The organism is Aneurinibacillus soli (assembly GCF_002355375.1).
Taxonomy (GTDB): domain Bacteria; phylum Bacillota; class Bacilli; order Aneurinibacillales; family Aneurinibacillaceae; genus Aneurinibacillus; species Aneurinibacillus soli.
In genome coordinates this window covers 493,371-510,368 of sequence record NZ_AP017312.1, presented here as the reverse complement: position 1 = coordinate 510,368, position 16,998 = coordinate 493,371, and the positions used below count along the sequence as shown (strand labels likewise).

Below are 16,998 nucleotides of genomic sequence, written 5' to 3'. Positions count from 1 at the left end.
TACTATTTAGATTACAAACAAACATTATAATACTATTCATGTTTGTTTAACTAGCGCATCAGCCCGAGCATCCGGTCCGGGTGATTTGTACAAATCTGGAGATCAGGGTGAAATCCCATCAGATGTTGCATGACTTTCGGATCATCAACGGTCCAGGCTACGATGAGAATACCAGACTCGATCATTTCAACTACAAATTCCTTCGTCAAGTACATATACGACATCGAAAGCAAGGATGCTCCAACTCTAGAGAGTTGTTCGCGCAACAGCGTTGGTTTCCCTTCAAAAATAAGTCCGGTTCTCAGAGATGAATCAATCTCATTCACCCGTTTAATCGCATCATGGTCAAAAGAAGTCACATACACATCGTGCTGCATGCCATAGTGATGAATAAGCTGTACAACTTTCTCTTCGAGACCCGGATATAAATCTGCGACTGTTTTCAATTCAATATTCAGTCGCCCTCTTCCTTTGACTTCCTGTAATACTTCTTCAAATGATGGAATGCACTCACCCCTGAATTCTGCGCCAAACCAGCTTCCCGCATCCAACTGCCGCAGCTCCGCATACGTATGAGAGCCAACGGGGCCGCTTCCATTTGCAGTACGGCCAAGTACGAAGTCGTGAATTACGACCGGAACGCCATCCTTTGTCAATTGAACATCGAGTTCTATCGAATGAATGCGCGATTCCGCCAGGGCAAGCCGAATCGCACTGCGTGTGTTTTCTGGTGCACGCCCTGACCAGCCGCGATGCGCCATACAAATGTTCATTATCCTACACCTCTACACGGTTCTTTTTCTTATACTTGTATATCATATTTCCCCTGTTTGAATTCATGCACCCAGCGATAAATCATTTTACTATTCAAACGGTGTTTGCGTGCGGCCAGGCTCAAGCTTTTTAAATCCAATGCATCTTTGATTACTTCAAGTTTAAATTCCATCGAAAATTTTCGTCTCATGGCGCAGCTCCTTTCGTATGTAAGAAAATTATTTCTCTGGTAAGTCATTCACACTATGTCCTTTTCCACTTATTACGCAGGGTAATCTGCAGGTATACTAGTGTTATACAGGGGTCGTATCACCCATTCGAAAAAATTATAACGTTACATTCATCATAATACACTCCTGAAAAATCTTTTTTTTGTATATTTGCCTATTTTCATACAAAAAAGAAGCCCTGAACGTATTGTCCAGAGCTAGTAATCCCACTCGCATCCAAGCCATCTATCTGTATGCACACGCACTGCAGACGCCAGCGCATCAGTCGCCTCGATCAAAGCGGCTCCACATGAACATGTACATTAAGAATGTTATGCTCTCTATGCATTTTTTCCTCAATGTTCTCGGTAATCCGGTGGCTCTCCAGAACCGTTAGCTGCGGGTTCACCTGGATCACTACATCCACAAGTACACGATTGCCATGAGCACGTGCCTTAATATCCGTCAATGCCTTCACCTCCGGCATCTCTTCAATCGTCTGCCGAAGAAGGTCCAATTCGGTCTCATCGAAGCCATCTGTCAGGTTGAGTGACGCCACGCTAAAAATCCCCCACGCCGTTCGACAGATCATCAATCCCACAATAAAGGCCGCCACCGGGTCAAGCCATGGCAGACCGAACTGTGCCCCCGCAATTCCGACCGCGGCCCCAATACTAACCCATGCATCAGACAGGTTATCCTGGGCTGCTGCTGTGACCGCCTGGCTCTGAATCCGTTCCCCAAGTCGGCGATTATAGTGATATACTCCATACATTATCCCTGCAGATACAAGCGCCACCCACATCGCAATCGTATCCGGCATCTGAATTTCCTGGAAGTTCATAAGCGATTTAACTGCGTTGTACAACACCTGTAGCCCCACTGTCATCATGATGAAGGAAGCGATCATGGACGCGACCGTTTCCGCCCGCCAGTGTCCATACGGATGATCCAGATCAGGTGGCTTTTGCGACAGCCTAAGTCCAACCAGTACTGCAATGGATGCCATAATATCTGTCGTATTATTCAAACCATCTGCCAGCAGCGCTTCTGAATTCGTCCAGTAACCAACCGCAAGCTTACCTGCCGATAACAAAATATACACAATAATACTAAGCCAGGCCCCGCGCTCCCCCTGTTTTAGATTATTGTACTGCTCTTCCATGCCGCATACCCCGTTCCAAAATTAATGTATAAGTATGCTACCAGACCGCAAGCGTGTGGGTCTAGAGAAACCTTTTGCGCCTGCTACAACAGAGTTGCCCAAAGGAAAAAAGGGACCATCCCGCTGACACACAGGATAGCCTCCTTCGATATGACACTATAAAGACTGCAGACGCCGTCTGAGCACAATCCGACTATACCCGTATGCGAGCACCAGTCCAACAACAGGACCTGCAAATAGATGCCACCCTGCCGAAAATGGAACAAACAGGGCCACATCCAGAAAGAACGATTGAACGAGCAAAGCAATCCCGACCACCCGTTCCACCGCCTCTCTTCGTCCCACGGGCGGAAGTGGATAGATATGCGTCCAAAATGTATATCGATGATAACGGAGCAGCGAAGATAGTTGTACGGCTGTTACACCAAGCACCAGTACATATGTAATCCACTTCGCAAGCGCTCCGTCCATTGCCATAATAATCACGCCGCCTATAACCGTCAGACGCAGCGCCATGGCGAATAGTTCAGAGCGTACGAATGTTTTAGCGTACAAATACATATATGCATTGCGCGACGTAAACGAAAGCCGATCGGCAAATAAGGCGACCCAATCTCTGCGCCGAACTTTACTGAATTCATACGGCACATCCACAAACTGATTCATCCATGAATAAAATCGGGACGAAAGTGCCTGCTCCGTCTGTAGCAGACGCTCCCAATTCACTGTACGGGACGCCATGGTATGGCGGTAATACCAGGCTGCTGCTGCGATAAAGACTGCCGCGATCAGCAGACTCGGCAGTACGAAGCCTCGCACAAATACTACGAGAACAATCGCCGCATTTGCACAGGCGCGAACGAATCTATGCAGCGCTATCTCACGCGCTTCCACTATCCTCTCCTCCTGCCAGCATGCTGCCGTATTCAGCAGGCGCAGTACGAGCAAGACAACCAGTATACTCCCAAACGAAAGCGCCGACTCTCCCATCCGGTGCCGATACAACGGCCACAGTACCAGCAACGTTCCCATAATTCCGGCTGCCTGAAACACGAAGCTGTACAGCACAGCAGACCGAAAATACGGCTTCATCCGTGGCTCAAGCGGCAGAAGAAATACAAGATCTGCTTCTTTCAGGAACGTTCGGACCTGTCCTCTTGTAAGCAAATACGCCATCACAAGCCCAATTCCCCATTCAAATGGATACGTATCCGGCAGCTGCTTCAACAGGCGCGAATAGTAGTACGCGCCAGTCAGAACAACAAGCACCAGAAATCCGATCGCCCCACTGTTGCCCACGTAACGCAAATAGCCAAGCGCTTCCGTCAGAAACGCACCCATGCGCTTGTTCCATAACGCTTTCGTCTCCATATCAGGCTTCGCCCTCTTCTTTCGTTAGCTCATAGAAAATATCATCCAGCGAACCGTTCGTAAGACCGGTCTGTCGGCGCAAGTCCGCAAGCGTACCGGATGCACATACTCGTCCCTGATGAAGCACCACGAATTTATCACAGTACTGCTCTACCGTCGACAGAATGTGGGAGCTCATCAGAATACCCGCTCCTGTCTTTTTCATCCGCACCATCAGTTCTAGCAAGGAGCGAATGCCACGCGGATCAAGTCCAAGGAACGGCTCATCAATGATATACAGTGACGGCTGCACTAGAAACGCGTTCATAATCATCATCTTCTGACGCATCCCTTTCGACATATGGCGCGGAAATGTATCGAGACGATCCCGCATTCGGAATTCATCCACCAGCGCTTCACTCCGCGCCATGAACGTCTTCTGATCCATGCCATACGCCATCGCGGTTAGCTTCAAGTGCTCCCGCAGTGTAAGATCATCATACACCAGCGGATTCTCCGGCACATACGAATAAGATGAGCGATATTTCTGCAAGTCATCGGTAAGTGCTGTTCCGTTCATACGCACCTCACCTGTTGTTGGAGTTAACAATCCCAAGACATGCTTAATGGCCGTGCTCTTCCCAGCTCCGTTGAGCCCGATGAGTCCGACCATTTCTTCTGGATATACAGAAAGAGAAACATCATGAATAATGGGGCGGTTTTTTCGGTATCCGCCCGTCATGTTTTCTACATATAGAATGGGATTCATGTAAGAATAACTCCGTTCGTTTTTCTTCCATTATACCAAATCAAGGTATAAACCATGCAATGCGGGGGAATGAATTTCTTATATGTGCTGAAGGAGAGGGCTCAGCAGATGGGAATGGCAACTTGCGTAGAGTTGAGAAAAGCGGCGCCTGCTTTTGTCAGCTCAACCTGTATCCAAATACTCCATCTCCTGCGGCCCATCTATCGACCAGTTCTCTGCATCCCGAACCGCACCTTCCACTACAGCTGCGATAAACGACCCATTCGGCCATAGCGCATCACTTCCTTTCTGTAGCATCGCAACCAGTTCAGCTAGCGAAGAATGTACATCTTCTTCCTCTACGATTCGTGCCCGACCTGCCGTTACGCTTTGCAGCCAAATATACTGTGTGATGCCCTCCTTATAGTAGGCAAACACGTCCATATCCTTATCTCCCATTGTGATCATCGTTTATTCCTCCTCGTTCCATTTGGTTTCGTAAGCTCATTATAAAACGGGACAAGCCTAAATAAAACATAAATTGTCCGACAATTCACGCGACTAAAATGCGCATTTTTGTAGAATGGTGCAGGAACAAAACAGCTTTTGCAGGAAAATGAAAAAACATAGCATACGCACCATTTTTTTATTGTAAAAATATATTTTTTATAGTACAAAATGATAAGACAAACGATCGATAGTATAAAAATGGAGGAACTATGATGGGGTTAAAAGGAAGACGGCACTTAATTTTTGCTGCGGGTTTCATGATTTGTCTGCTACTGATGAAGCCAGCATTCGCATCTGCAATTCCCTTCCATTTCAAAGATAAGGTGCTTGTTCTGACGTATCATCACCTTGATACACATCCGAAAACCAGCGCAGTCATTACACCTAGCCGGTTCGAGTCTCATATGAAAGCGCTGCATGATGCTGGCTATACGATCATTTCCATGCCGCATTTTATCAGCTATATGAAAAATGAGCAGAATGTTCCAGAGAACGCTGTACTCATTACATTTGATGACGGGTATGAAAGCTTCTACAAAAAAGCCTGTCCCATTCTTAATAAATATAGGTATACAGCTACGAACTTCCTTGTAGTTAGCTACATTGAAAATCCACCGCCAGATGCACTGCCGCACATGTCATGGAAACAAATCAAAGAATTACAAACACAGGGAATGTCATTTTATTCCCACACGTATAATCAACACTATAAAGATGTAGTAGATGAAAAAGGCACGAAAAAACCGGTTTTGCTTGGTCCTCTTCTTTATGAGACAAAGACAGAGGCACACAAACGCATCCGTGACGACTTGATGCTAGCAGATGTGGAGCTTCAAACTCTGCTTGGCAAGCAGCCAAACTTGCTGGCCTTCCCGTATGGCGCGTATAGTCCGCTCGCCATTCAGGCTGGAAAAGAAGCTGGCATTGAACTGTTTTTTACTACTGAAGAAGGGATCGCGGGACGCGGGCAGGAGCTGATTAAGCGGGTCAATGCCGGTTCACCGGAAATTACCACACAAGTTCTATTGAAAAAGATGAAAAGATATGATGAAAAACAAACCATGCAGGAACAAAAATAACAAAAGGAGAGCCCGATTTTCCGGAAGCTCTCCTTTTGCTTATCTTATGTTAGCGGGATGTTACTTCATAAATGGCAAACTTCAAGTAGTCGCCCTCATCAATTCCTGTAAGTTTAGGATGGTCGAATCCAGCTCCGCTCCAGTGAATGAGACGCAGCATTTTTTTCGCGTCAACCGCCGCTTCCTGAATCGTTTCCTGGAACAGCTCCGGACTCATATGGTACGAACAACTTGCCGTAACCAGATAACCGCCTTCACGCACAAGCTTGAGGCCATTCAGATTAATATCCTTGTAGCCGCGTACCGCGCCTTTAACTGCGCCGCGTGACTTAGCGAAGGCTGGCGGATCAAGGATAACTACATCCCACTGCTTGTTTTCTTTTACGGCTTCCCGTAAATAATCGAATGCATTCGCCACGACGGGATTCACACGATGCAGGAACCCGTTCCGCTGTACATTTTGCTTCGCCGTCTCAATCGCATGATCTGAAATATCAAGCGTTGTTACTTTTTTCGCACCATGCTTGCATGCGTTTAACGTGAATGAACCCGTATGCGTGAAGCAATCGAGCACTTCTGCACCGTCCCAGAACGGATTTTTGACAACTTTGCCGCGCTTGTCCACCGGCTTCATAACCGTTTCGCCTGCTTCTTCCACCGGCTGCAGGCTGATGCCGTGTTCCGCACCCCAGCCTGTCATAATCGGCGCAATTGCTGAGCGGTTCTCGCGCTGATCGAAAAAATAGCCTGTTTTCTGTCCATTCTCAATATCAACGACAAGCTTTAGGCCATTTTCTTCGATTTCGATCTCAGTCTCGGATTCGCCGTACCAGAAACCTTTGCCCTGCTCAAGACCTTCCAGCCCGCGCACATGCACATCGTTGCGTAAGTAAACAGCCCTCGGACTGAATACTTCGAGCAGTGCCTGAAGCAGCCAGTCTTTGCGCACTTCCATGCCGAGTGATAAAATCTGAACAACAAGTACGTCTTCATATTTATCTACCACTACACCCGGCAGGAAATCCGCTTCTCCGTACAGCACGCGGCAAGAACGAATCCCCGGCAAAAAGCGCTGGCGGAATGTCCAGGCGCGACGCACTTGCGTCGTCATCCACTCTTGATTAATCTCTTCGTCCGGGCGGTATGATAAAATACGCACGATCATTTGGGATTGTGGGTTGATATATCCTTTGGCTAGGAAATGTCCCTGGTGATTCACAACGTCCACCATATCACCCGGCTCATGCTCGCCTTCGATTCGTTCTACTTCACTTTGATACACCCAGGGATGTCCCTGTTCCAGCCGCTTGCGGCGATTTCGTACAAGAAATACTTTTGCCATATTATTGTCCTCCGGAACTTTTCATATAAAATAAAAGATACTGGTACGATAACGATAACACCCAAAAATGTCAATGGAGAGGGCTTATGATTTCATTTCTATCCAAAAGCCGCTTATATCAATACGGAAAAGAACTGGTGGAGCGCTTCATCGAAAATGACGTGTCCGGTATGTCAGCGCAGCTGGCATATTATTTCATGCTGTCTATATTTCCATTTTTCATCTTTGCCTTTACGCTAATCGGATACTTGCCGATCTCGGCGGAACATACCCTCTACTTTCTGCACTCAGTAGCCCCACAAAAAGTAACAGAACTGCTGGAAAGCAATATCCACAGCGTATTGAACGTGCGGCGCGGCTGGCTGCTCATCTTCAGTCTCCTTGGAACACTGTGGACCTCATCCAGCGCGATTCATGCGATCATCAGTGCGCTGAACCGTGCCTATGACGTAAAAGAGGAGCGCTCGTATGTTATGTCACGGCTAATGGCGATTTTGTTTACCATCGGCATGGTTCTCGCGATTATCGTGACGCTTATTCTTCCTGTATTCGGTAAAACAATCGAAACGTTCGTAACATCCTATATCGCTGTTCCCCCGGATGTACTGCAAGTTTGGACATTTATACGCTGGGTGTTCAGCTTCGTGTTCTTGATCGGGCTGTTCGCGTTCGTCTATTATTTTGCCCCTAACTGCAAGGTACACTGGCGCGTCGGCTTTATCGGTGCTATATTCGCAGCAGTCGGCTGGCTTATTGTCTCGTATGGTTTCTCGTTCTATGTGAACAGCTTCAGCAGCTACACGATTACATATGGAAGTCTTGGAGGCGTTATCATCCTGATGATCTGGTTTTATTTGTCTGCGATGATCCTGATTCTTGGCGGACAAATTAACGCGATGATTCAAAAGTATCTGCCGAAAGATCGTCATGGAGATTAAGCTTTATCAAAAAAATTCATCACGTGAAACGGGAGTTAACCAGTAATTATATCAAGAGTAGAGAATGGAAAAAGCTGCTCAAATGAGCAGCTTATCGGGAGCATTCTATAACATTATCTTTTACAAATAAAATCAAATTGTTATTCTCATCAATCGTTTTCTCAACAATTTCATGGACGATTGTACACGATCCGTACGTTATATAGTACTTCACCGCCAGAAGATCGTTTTTATCAACAGTCGTTATGTGTTTATACTCACTTGGACCTTCGACATTAACCATGAAGACTGCGTTCTGGTGACTTTGTATCGCACTCCAGTCGGCTTTGTGTAAGTAACCCATTTACCTCGCCTCCCTGAAATTTGGCTTACAAAATTACTTCGACAAAAAAATCCGATCCCCTTCTTTTTCAAAACGATCAAAAAAATATTCGTATGAACATTCACATATTGTACTATATGGACTATCGTATCCACCTGTAACCTGCCATCATCAGGAAAGAAGGGATCGTATGATCGTACCGAGACGAGGATTTTATGTGAATTCAGAACAACTCGCAACCGCTCGAAAAAACATAGCGACACACCCTTGGGCCAGGCGGGCATTCAAACAGATAGAAACCGACTGCGATCAATTCCTTACAAAATGGTCGGAGGAAGATTTGTATGCCTGCGTCCTATCTATGCACGGGCAGACCTTTGCATACGGTATTACTGGCTGTCCACACTGCCGCAAGCCATTCCCCTTCTCCGGGGACGCAGAGCGAGCGATGTTTTCCCGCTTTCCCGCTAAAACAGTAACCTGCCCTTCCTGTAAGACTGTACTGCCCGATGCTACGTACACCGATGAAGGAGTCGGATTAGAGCGCAATGGCATCGGCTATTATCCAATTGGGATGTGGAACTTCTATACAGCCGGGCATCTGCTTGGAGGTGTACGAGATCATGAAGGCATGGTCACCAAGCTTGTCTGGCTGTATATGCTGACGCATAACGAGCACTACGCACGGCGTGCAGCAGTTATTCTCGATGCATTCGCCGCCATTTATCCCGGTACAATCGGACCACGTGATTTCACACCGTTCGGCAGCACCAAAGAAATGGGGCGCCTGCATCTGCTTACCAGCATTGTGTACCGAGTCAAGGTCCTGCTTGCCCACGATTATGACTGGCTGTATCACCTATCCGAACTCAACGAACCATCCCCGGCGCGGGCGCTGCTTGGTCTGCCAGGTACGATGCGAGATAACATCGAAGTGATGTTGCGCGATTACCTACTTACAGAGCCAGGCGGACCGGAATATGACCTAACAGGCGGCAATCTGACCGAGCTGCACAATCACGAAGCGGACGGTGTACGCGCGATGCTGGCGGTTGGGCTGGTACTAGAAGAACCAGATTACCTGAAGTGGGGCATCCGGGCATCTGACGTGTTTCTTGCCAATGCACTCGGGCGAGACGGCATGTATTTTGAGGGGTCATATGGCTATTCCATGTTCACAGGCACGGTACTGCTTGATATGAGTCTACTTTCGATGCGTGCTGATACAGCACAGACAGCTTCGCACCCATTCGGAAGCTACCGTTTCTTTCAGTTCGCCGTCGAAAATCCGCTTGGTCTGCTTTGTCAGGGACATCTTCCATGCTACGGCGACTGGGGACAGGACCGATCTAACAGTCCCACACCAGACCCGAAAACGATGGCCGATGCATACCGAGCTGCCCTTCATTTCTATACATTTTCCCCTGATGATGCCCTGCGCAACCGAGCCGCAGAACGTCTGTGCAGCCTGTATTCACTCGCTGAAGAAAGACTTGGCTCAAAAGGTCTCGACCTGTTTCTCTCTCATCCGGAACCACACCAGACAGCTTCTTTCTCTCTTCCCACTTCTTCTACCTTTACCGGGCAGGCAGGCATTCTTGCCGGACGCGATGGCACTGGCACTACCATTCTGATGCGAGTCGGCCCGAATTACACGCACAGTCATGATGATATACTCGGTCTGTCCTATTATGCGTACGGCAAAGAAATCTCAGCGGATGTAGGCTACAGCTCGTACGGTACGAACGGGCATTACGGCTGGACAACTCACTCCATCGCCCATAATACCGTAGTCGTGAATGGTGATCGTACAATGAAACGCGGGCAACTATACAAGCCGTGTACCGGGGGCACGCTTTCTTTTCTTTATGAAAAAGATGGCATCACAATGTTTGAAGGAAGCGCACCAAACCTGTATGGCGTTAATGCATACGAACGGGCAGTCGCCATCGTACCACTTGGCGCTTCTTCTTATGTGCTCGATCTGTTTTATATTAGCGGCGCTGCGACATGTGACTACACATTCCGTGCCTTTCATGAGAAGGCTGAGCTGTCGCTTGCCACAGATAAGATACGTTCGACGAATACACCATGGACGTTAGCAGGTGTAGATGCATCCAGGCATCTGTATTATGATGCGCCCGGCCAAAGTTTCGGAGAACGCCTCACTACAGGAGAGACGTTCCAACCATTATGCAAGGGGGAACGAGCGCAAGGCTGGACACCGGAGCCGAATAACGGATATGGATTCATACATGACATGCAAGAATACAAAAAACCAGCAGACAGCATACTGCAAGCGGATTGGGTATCTGATCAAGGTCACACGTTAGCATGGTATGGGCTACTGACAGGAAATGAACGCATCTGGACCGGGGCTTATCCGACACTTGATGGCCGCGAGAAGCATCCCGTGCTGATCGTACGCGGTACAGGTGCGACCATGCAATACGTCGCTGTATTCTGCACAAGGAAAACAAAACAGCCACCAGAACTATCCCATATTCGCCAGCTCTCCACCCGTGGTGTACAGGTGACGGCACTGGCCGTTATGCACGAAAGCGGACTGATTGATTTCTGGGTGTACAGTCCGATCCGACAGACGATGATCGTACAAACTCGCTTCGGTGAGTGGCGTGTGACTGGTCGATGCGCCATGGTTCGCACCAACCGTCAGGGAAAAATCGTGCGTGCAGACTGTATCACAGCAGATGAGATGCTATTTCAAGGAATCCACTTTGAAGGCGTACACCGTATAACGAGCACCATTACAGACATTGACTATACAAAACGAGCGATCCGCATCACGCCACCCCTTCCCGTTTCCGGAAATTCAGGCTATGTGCGAATCGCTCGTTCTTCAGATGCTCAGGCATCCATCTACCCGGTTGAACACGTTCAAACAGAAGTAGACGCTGCGGTATTTATTCTACGTGATGATTTGATATTATCGAAAGGCACCGTCACATCATACAGCCGTGGCACACTTCATACGACAGACCCCCTACCACTTGCTGCATCTCTTACCGGAAAAATAATACGCGGCAGTCAGGGCGGTTACGGCATTATCCTTGCTATCCCATCTCCCAAATCCATCCGAATTCAGTCTGAGAATCCCTTTAGCGCCGGCGAAACCTTTGACATCATCGATATCGAATCTGGCTTTCAAGTAGAATGGCTGTAGCTTACCTCTTACTGTCTGTTTTTCTTCGCAGCCGATACCGCAAGCAGAACCCAGCCGATCAAAAATGCGACACCACCAATCGGCGTAATCGCACCGAGCCATGGAAGATTCAGCATAACAAGGAAGTACAGGCTGAACGAGAAGCAAATAATCCCGAACTGAAGCAGCCAACCAGCCCATGTCAGCGTTTTACTTACACCGATCTGTCCAATGAAAATCCCAATCGCAATTAACCCCAGCGCATGAATCATATGATAATGTACGCCCGTATTAAAGGTCGCAAGCCTGTCCGCCGTCACAAGGCTACGCAGAACATGCGCACCAAATGCGCCAAGCGCCACCGACATAAACATATTGAAGCTTCCCAGAATAATAAACAATCGTCCCATTTTGTGCCTCCTCTATCTGTATACATTTGCTAGCGTTTACGCCGTTATTATACCAGACCGACTGGACAGAGCACCAACCTAATAAACCCCATGTTATACGCTAGGTCCACCCGGTCAAGGGTGAATCCTCCCCCGTAACAACGAGAATTCGCACTGGATTATTATAGTTTATACAGTAAAAAAGGCGTAAGGAATAACCGATATTCCTTACGCCTTTTTTGCTTGAACACGCCAGAAACTGTACACATGAAGCAGAATCCCCATCAACAATAGAACTCCACCTGCTGTTTCAAATCCTCTCACACTCTCCCCCGCCAGCCACTCCTTCACCCCTGAGAGTGCCCAGCCCTGCGGCGTGCAGAGAGCAAGCATCGCAAGTGCATCCGGCACCGGAAGAAACGCCCAGAAGCAGCCACCGACGAATCCTGTCAAAATCGCGGCCAGTGGAGCAGCGGCCGCAAGCTGACCGCTTGACCGCACATGTACAGCAATTGCCATCCCAATCCCGGAAGCAGTCACCATATACACAGCAAGCAGTACATACAGCAGCGGATGCGGTAGCAATCCGGTACCAAATCCAGCATATGCGATTCCTGCACAGAACAGCACGACTACTGCCGCTATCGTAAGCTGCGCCAGCACGCTACCCATATACAGCTTGCCCAGCATCCCTGGAACAGACCGTGCCCGACGAAGTATGCCTGCCTCGCGTTCCTCAATTAGCCAAGCGCTCGAAAGCAGGAGCAGCAGCATAAGCAAAACGAGCAATATCCCGATTCCAGCTAGCAAAGCCGAAGAAACCGGAACGACATTCGCTACTTTTGGCATTCTGTCCGCTGTCCATTTCTTCTCTTCCAGGGTAAGAAGTGGCTTCGGCTCCCACTGAGCATCCGTATAGGCCCGCACCCGCTCCCATAGAGCTGCTTCCGGCACAGGGGATAACTCATACTCCCGGTATACACGCACTGCCATATTAGCAGCCTCCGCATTGGCAGACAGACGGGCGACTTCACTGCCAAGCATTTCTTCCAGAATGCCATATGAAAGCGAACCTGGATTTTTGAACACATCAATCCGCTCCCGTATCTCTTCGTTGAGAATCGCTTCCTTAAAACCCTTTCGAATCACAAAAGCCGCTTCAACCTTATAGGTCTCAGCCAGCTTCTTCACATCCGACTCACTGCCCTGAATAACACGAAGACCTTCTTTTCCAGAAAATCGCTCTATCACAAGCTTCGAATAGTCAGTCCGGTCCTCATCTGCGACCGCAACTGCGATAACAGGCTGCGGCTCAAAGCTCCCGGCTGCCCCCATGACAAGCATGAACAGAATCGGAAGCAGTAGTACAAGGGCTACGAATACCCAATCTCGCATCCATAACAAAAGACGAATTTTCCATATATTACGCACCATATCCCCTCGCTTTCCACACACGTGAGAACAGCACGGCTGCACAACTCAATAAAAGGCTTCCTACAAGCAATAGGCGCCCACATACGGGCAACAGCGACAATTCCTCCTGTCCGGAGAAAAGAATAAGCAATCCCTCCATCATTCCGTGCTGAAATGTCCACTCTCCCAGTACCTGTAACATATCCGGAAGAGAAAATAACGGATAGATGCATCCCCCAAGGAAAGCAAGCAGGAACGTGCCCACATATCCGAGCACATCTGCTCCCCTCGAAACAAGCCCAATGACTCCAAGTAGCATCCCCCATGCCCCCAGCGTAAAAGAACACGACAGCAACAGAAGCAGCATCTCTCCCCATCGCGAACCCACATACACATCAAACAAAAAAACGGCAGCACCGAACAAAATGGCCACCTGCACAAACAGTACGCCAAACAGCGCGATGTATTTACCGGCTCCAATCTGCCACCAGGCAACCGGAGCTGCATACAGGCGGCGTAGTACACCGGACTCTTTCTCTACGGCAAACGCCCGACTTCCTCGCACCGCAAAAAAACCGGCGAATAGCGCACCGAGCGCCGCCGTATAATATTCCGGCAACTTCACATCCGGCAGGTTTGTGAGCGTCCGCTCTCGATAGAGTTCGCCTCGTGCCAGCGCCCGGCTCATAAATGTAACCACGCTGTCTTTCATCAGCCCATCCAATTGTTCAGGTGACGCTCCTCCATCCCGTGCTGCATGCCAGACCGCTTTTACTGCACTCTGCCCAGCTGAAATGTAGCGTACTGCACTTGCCAGCTCATTCTTCATCTGAACCGAACGCTCTTGCTGGGCCGGATTGCCGATGAATTGAATCGGCCAGTTATCCCCGCTGTACAGGCTGGCTGTGAAACCCTTCGGAATCACAACCGCACCCGCGATTTGATCCTGTTCAATCAGCCTTATCGCTTCCGCCTCTGTGACATGATGAACGGTAATAAACCCTTTCAAATATTCCGTTTCTTCAAACTGGCGGCTGATCAGCCGCGTATTAACTGTCTGGTCCTCGTCCGCAAGTGCAATCGCAAATGGCTGGCTAAACCGACTGGCAAACAAATGCGAAGACAGTGCCTGAGTAAACAGCCAGATCGAAAACAGAGCCAGGCCGAGTAGTACCAGCATCCCCTTCCAATTCTGGCCGTACATTTTCCCATCGTTTAGTGCTATCGTTCGAATAATCACAGCACACCTGCCTGTATACAAAATCAGGAAGGAACCAGCAATCGGCTCCTTCCTGTGTCCCTTATTGACCCGTTGGCATACCCGGCATTAAGCCAAGTTGCTGGAACAGCTGCATATTTTTGATCATGAATTGCTGGCCACCCAGCTGGATTTCCTGCTGGATCTTCATGAGGTCAGCATCAGTTACAATCGCCAGGTTAACACTATTGCCTGCATCCAGTGCCGGGATTTTCACTTCACCGTTCAGTTTCTGCGTTGATTTCATATTAAATGTAAGTTTTTTCGGTATTGTTGGATCATTCATATCCATCGCGAGTTCGACTTTTGCATCTTCTGTTGTGCTCTTATCCTTATCATTTTTCGTGGTTGTACCTTTAACGGAAAGCGTCATACCGGATGGCCTGCCATTTTCTTTTCCTTTTGCCCACACTGTAAACTCCTGATCCTTCTTACTACTTTCTTCTTTCATCAAGTTAGTGATATTTATTTTGATATCTTCACCTTTTGCATCCTTGCCCACGAATTCAAAGGAATTACGATCACGTCCGTCTTTATTTTCATAGCTGTCTATCGTAATAATAACATTTTTATCTTTTGATTTATTATCTGTCGTAATGGTACGACGCAAAATATGATCATCTGAATCTACGAACACTACCATCTTCACGCCAGAACCGGCATCTTTCTTATCAATCTCACGGTCTGCCTCTGTTTTGAATTCACTGAACTTTTTCTTAAACTCTTCTTTTGTTAGCTTCGGAATGGACTCATCCGGTGCATTTTGTTTCATCAACTCTACTAATTTATCGTAACGCGCATATAGGAGGTCCTGAAGTTTCTCATCTTTTGATATTTTATCGGTAAATTTCTTCATCAACTGTTTGTATTCTTCCGCCGTGAACGTTACGGTCAGCTCTTTGCCACTTTGCTTCACACCATCCGCTTCAAGAGTCGCACCTTTCTTCACCGTTACCTGCTGATCTTTGATGCTTTCCGCATACAGCTTTGCATAGTCGGCCAGAATGGGTTTTAACTCTTCGTTCGGAATGCGGAAGACCTCCATATATTCCTTATTATTTGGCACATGGTCCGGAAGACCCATCTGCCCGAATCTTTGCTCAACAATTGCTTTATCTTTGTAATTATAATAGCCGTATTTGTTATAAATGGCCGGAACACCGAATCCAAGTTTCTCTTTATCATAGAAAAATTCTGCGCCAACTAGATTGCTTTTGTTAATAAAAATATCAAGCTTGCCTGCTCCTTTGTTATTCGGACCATCGGCGCTTGAAGAAATCACAATCTTGCTATCTTTGGCCAAATCGAGAGCTTTCTGTATTTGTGGATCTGGCATAGCCATATCAAGAATGAGATTGGAGATTTCAATATCCTGAGAAGTAGTACCTTTTACCGAGGCATCTATCGCCTCATTATATTCCTTGCTCGCTTTATCGAGTTTTTTCGAAACCTCACTCATACTTTGTGCTTCCGCTTCCAGATACATCATGCGCGGACTTTTGAATAGATCAAACTTCGCGTACGCAACATACGCTCCCCCTGCAACCAGTACGGCTGCGGCAACTCCGACTCCAAGTGCTTTCGTTTTTTTATTTGCCTCCATCAATGTACCCCTCCAAAATTATATATCTTTAGTTTCCGGCAGTACCGGACACGGCCAGTGTCCCGTCCTTGAGGACTCCGATTCGATCACAGGCCATGATTTCTTCCATATGGTGACTCGTGTAGACGATTGTCACCCCCTGCCGACTCTTCTCTTTCAAAACATCCATAATATGACTTCGCGAGGCCATATCTACACCGGCCGTCGGTTCATCCAGAATCAACACACGCGGATTGTGCAAGAGCGCTGCTGCCAGATTAATGCGGCGCTTCATGCCGCCGGAATACGCAGAGATCGGGTCATGACGGCGATCCTCCATCTGAACAGTAGCAAGCGCCTCTGTAGTACGCGCTGTAAGCTCGCGGCCACGCAAGCCGTACATCCGGCCCCAGAACATCAGGTTTGCTTCCCCGCTGAGTGCAGAGTAGAGAGCGACCTCCTGCGGCACATAACCCACAAGCCGCTTCACCTCATTTCCCTGCTGACGCACACTTTTCCCGCCGATCCATACCTCCCCAGCGTCCGGTGGAAGCACACTGGCGAGAATAGACAACAAGGTAGACTTACCCGCTCCATTCTCCCCGGTCAAACCAAACAGTTCTCCTGCTGCGATCTCAACTGATAGTCCGGTAAAGACTGGTCTTTTCTTGTATGTTTTGGTTATATCCACAATGGAAATCACTGGACCGCATCCTTCACAGTTTCTGCCATACACGATGTTTTTTCATAAATCAT

At 48.1% G+C, this 16,998-nt stretch carries 16 protein-coding genes; 3 read left to right on the top strand and 13 right to left on the bottom strand.

Annotated elements, in window-relative coordinates; translation table 11 throughout:
• Positions 1–50 precede the first annotated feature (50 nt).
• From CB4_RS02670 to CB4_RS02645, 6 genes are all read right to left on the bottom strand, one after another.
• A complete protein-coding gene (locus CB4_RS02670) occupies positions 51–773 on the bottom strand; it encodes a glycerophosphodiester phosphodiesterase (RefSeq protein WP_096463462.1) in 723 nt (240 codons plus the stop codon).
• Between the two features lie 29 nt (positions 774–802).
• Positions 803–964 carry a helix-turn-helix domain-containing protein gene (locus CB4_RS02665; RefSeq protein WP_157737767.1) on the bottom strand — a complete coding sequence of 54 codons (162 nt, stop codon included), beginning with the start codon at positions 962–964 and terminating at the stop codon, positions 803–805.
• Between the two features lie 314 nt (positions 965–1,278).
• Positions 1,279–2,148, bottom strand: coding sequence for a cation diffusion facilitator family transporter (locus CB4_RS02660; protein ID WP_096463460.1), 870 nt, complete (start codon positions 2,146–2,148; stop codon positions 1,279–1,281).
• 156 nt (positions 2,149–2,304) lie between these two features.
• Complete coding sequence (locus CB4_RS02655; RefSeq protein WP_096463459.1) at positions 2,305–3,519, bottom strand: ABC transporter permease; 1,215 nt, start codon at positions 3,517–3,519, stop codon at positions 2,305–2,307.
• Between the two features lies 1 nt (position 3,520).
• A complete protein-coding gene (locus tag CB4_RS02650; RefSeq protein ID WP_096463458.1) occupies positions 3,521–4,267 on the bottom strand; it encodes an ABC transporter ATP-binding protein in 747 nt (248 codons plus the stop codon).
• Between the two features lie 162 nt (positions 4,268–4,429).
• Positions 4,430–4,714, bottom strand: a complete 285-nt coding sequence (locus CB4_RS02645; RefSeq protein ID WP_096463457.1) for a hypothetical protein — start codon at positions 4,712–4,714, stop codon at positions 4,430–4,432.
• Positions 4,715–4,965: 251 nt separating this feature from the next.
• Here CB4_RS02645 and CB4_RS02640 point away from each other — a divergent pair, with 251 nt between their 5' ends.
• The gene (locus tag CB4_RS02640) at positions 4,966–5,835 is read left to right on the top strand and encodes a polysaccharide deacetylase family protein (protein ID WP_096463456.1); all 870 of its coding nucleotides are present in this window, start codon (positions 4,966–4,968) and stop codon (positions 5,833–5,835) included.
• Positions 5,836–5,884: 49 nt separating this feature from the next.
• On the opposite strand, the gene CB4_RS02635 is transcribed toward CB4_RS02640, so the two are convergent.
• A complete protein-coding gene (locus CB4_RS02635; protein WP_096463455.1) occupies positions 5,885–7,177 on the bottom strand; it encodes a class I SAM-dependent rRNA methyltransferase in 1,293 nt (430 codons plus the stop codon).
• An 86-nt stretch (positions 7,178–7,263) separates the two neighbouring features.
• Between CB4_RS02635 and CB4_RS02630 the strand changes: the two genes are divergently transcribed.
• Positions 7,264–8,115, top strand: coding sequence for a YihY/virulence factor BrkB family protein (locus tag CB4_RS02630; protein WP_096463454.1), 852 nt, complete (start codon positions 7,264–7,266; stop codon positions 8,113–8,115).
• Positions 8,116–8,206: 91 nt separating this feature from the next.
• On the opposite strand, the gene CB4_RS02625 is transcribed toward CB4_RS02630, so the two are convergent.
• Positions 8,207–8,458: a hypothetical protein gene (locus CB4_RS02625; RefSeq protein ID WP_096463453.1), complete on the bottom strand. Its 252-nt coding sequence runs from the start codon at positions 8,456–8,458 to the stop codon at positions 8,207–8,209.
• Between the two features lie 169 nt (positions 8,459–8,627).
• Here CB4_RS02625 and CB4_RS02620 point away from each other — a divergent pair, with 169 nt between their 5' ends.
• Positions 8,628–11,621, top strand: coding sequence for a heparinase II/III domain-containing protein (locus CB4_RS02620; protein WP_096463452.1), 2,994 nt, complete (start codon positions 8,628–8,630; stop codon positions 11,619–11,621).
• 8 nt (positions 11,622–11,629) lie between these two features.
• Here the strand turns inward: CB4_RS02620 and CB4_RS02615 are convergent, their stop codons facing one another.
• The 5 genes from CB4_RS02615 to CB4_RS02595 form a co-directional block, all read right to left on the bottom strand.
• Positions 11,630–12,010: a DUF423 domain-containing protein gene (locus CB4_RS02615; protein ID WP_096463451.1), complete on the bottom strand. Its 381-nt coding sequence runs from the start codon at positions 12,008–12,010 to the stop codon at positions 11,630–11,632.
• Positions 12,011–12,217: 207 nt separating this feature from the next.
• The gene (locus CB4_RS02610) at positions 12,218–13,423 is read right to left on the bottom strand and encodes an ABC transporter permease (protein ID WP_096463450.1); all 1,206 of its coding nucleotides are present in this window, start codon (positions 13,421–13,423) and stop codon (positions 12,218–12,220) included.
• A complete protein-coding gene (locus CB4_RS02605; RefSeq protein WP_096463449.1) occupies positions 13,413–14,642 on the bottom strand; it encodes an ABC transporter permease in 1,230 nt (409 codons plus the stop codon). The genes CB4_RS02610 and CB4_RS02605 overlap by 11 nt, the downstream gene beginning before the upstream one ends.
• Positions 14,643–14,703: 61 nt before the next feature.
• Positions 14,704–16,263 (bottom strand): DUF6583 family protein, encoded by a 1,560-nt coding sequence (locus CB4_RS02600; protein ID WP_096463448.1) that lies wholly within the window; start codon positions 16,261–16,263, stop codon positions 14,704–14,706.
• A gap of 28 nt (positions 16,264–16,291) precedes the next feature.
• On the bottom strand, positions 16,292–16,945 hold the full coding sequence (locus CB4_RS02595; protein WP_157737766.1) for an ABC transporter ATP-binding protein: 654 nt from the start codon (positions 16,943–16,945) through the stop codon (positions 16,292–16,294).
• Positions 16,946–16,998: the final 53 nt, after the last annotated feature.